Consider the following 1,663-nt stretch of genomic DNA (forward strand, 5'->3'; position numbering starts at 1 on the left):
CGCCACATCGTACCGCCACGCCCGATCCGATGCCTTTGATCTTTGGAACGGCTACGCACTCGAGATGACCGCCTGACGGGCGCGGATCAGGCAGCATTCTGCCCGGTGCAAATAAGTTGGCAATGCCTAAAGGCGGCCTGTGTCAACAAGCTATAGGTCAGCGTCGGAAAACAGACTTGTGTTAAATGGATACTGCCTTCCTTTTCCATTGCGATCTCCTGGCCGCGATGTTTTGATCTGGCCAGATATTCGCTGGCGACGGCTCCGCGCAGCGTCCTGTTGAAACAGCAAAGCATAACGAACCATGTATTTCGACACTCTTCTCGGCCATCTGCGCCTGCCCGTGATCTGCTCGCCAATGTTTCTGGTATCCGGGACTGACCTTGTCATCGCCCAGTGCAAAGCCGGCGTGATCGGCAGTTTTCCCGCCCTGAACGCACGCGAAAAGGACGGAGAGCCCCCCCTGCTTGAAGCCTGGCTCAAACGCATCACCGAAGAGCTTGATGCGCATAATCAGGCCAACCCCGACCGGCCCGCCGCGCCCTTCGCGGTCAACCAGATCGTGCACCGCTCGAATGACCGGGTCGAACGCGACGTCGAGATCTGTGCCCGTTGGAAGGTGCCAATCTGGATCACTTCGATGGGCGCACGCGAGGACGTGAACCAGGCGGCACATGATTGCGGCGGCACCGTGCTTCATGACGTGATCAACAACAAATACGCGAAAAAGGCCATCGACAAGGGGGCCGACGGCCTGATCGCGGTTTGCGCCGGTGCGGGAGGGCATGCGGGCGCGCTGTCGCCCTTTGCGCTGGTTCAGGAAATCCGCACATGGTTCGACGGTCCGCTGGCGCTGTCGGGGTCTATCGCCACCGGACAGGCCATATTGGCAGCGCAGGCCATGGGCGCCGATTTCGGCTATATCGGATCGCCCTTCATCGCAACGAGCGAGGCTGCCGCTTCGGAGGATTACAAGCAGATGATCGTCGACAGCGGTGCGGACGATATCGTCTACACCAATCATTTCAGCGGCGTGAACGCGAATTACCTGAAGCCGTCAGTTCGGGCGGTCGGCCTCGACCCGGACAACCTGACCGGCGAAAGCAACAAATTGAATCTGGCCACGGGCGACATCCGCCCGAAGGCTTGGCGAGACATTTGGGGCAGCGGTCAGGGGATCGGTGCGGTACAAGGTGTGACGAGTACGGCGGAGTATGTCGACCGCCTCGACCGGGAATACCATGCCGCGAAGGTGGCGCTCTGCGCCTGACTCACGAGGTCGGCAGGTTATCCCGCTGCCCTTGGTAGTGCCCCGATGAGTGGTGTAGGAACTGGGGTCCACCTGCTTCTTCATAGCTGGTGTTGCTCGTTCACTGTGCGGCGATCATCGTCGCCGCATCGGTATCGTTGCACATGGCGGTCAGCTTTTCCACTGGCATGTAACGGCGCGAGACGGCCCATTCGTCGTTCTGCTCCAGCATGAGCGCGCCGACCAGCCAGATGGCGGCCTCGCGATTGGGGAAGATCCCGACCACGTTGGTGCGCCGCTTGACCTCCTTGTTGACGCGCTCGAGCGGGTTGGTGCTGTGCAGCTTCGAGCGCAGGCTCTCGTCGAAGGCCATGTAGGCCAGTACGTCATGCTCGGCCTCGGACGGCATGACCG

Annotated in this window: 2 protein-coding genes and 1 pseudogene; 2 read left to right on the forward strand and 1 reads right to left on the reverse strand. The window is 60.8% G+C overall.

From position 1 onward, the window contains the following. Positions 1-76: pseudogene (locus tag DL899_RS20275) on the forward strand (IS6 family transposase); the annotation flags it as partial. Positions 77-304: 228 nt separating this feature from the next. Further along, entirely contained in the window at positions 305-1,270 is a 966-nt protein-coding gene (locus DL899_RS19190) for an NAD(P)H-dependent flavin oxidoreductase (RefSeq protein ID WP_111735906.1), read from the forward strand. A 100-nt stretch (positions 1,271-1,370) separates the two neighbouring features. Here DL899_RS19190 and DL899_RS19195 read toward each other — a convergent pair. After that, on the reverse strand, positions 1,371-1,663 hold a 293-nt coding region (locus DL899_RS19195; RefSeq protein ID WP_204355379.1), incomplete at its 5' end, for a transposase.

The sequence above is a fragment of the Roseovarius amoyensis genome, from assembly GCF_003260265.1.
In the GTDB taxonomy this organism is placed as follows: domain Bacteria; phylum Pseudomonadota; class Alphaproteobacteria; order Rhodobacterales; family Rhodobacteraceae; genus Roseovarius; species Roseovarius amoyensis.

Bases quoted from the DNA above. Each gene is read 5' to 3' on its own strand.
- DL899_RS19190 (WP_111735906.1), top strand. From the start codon at position 305: ATGTATTTCGACACTCTTCTCGGCCATCTGCGCCTGCCCGTGATCTGC.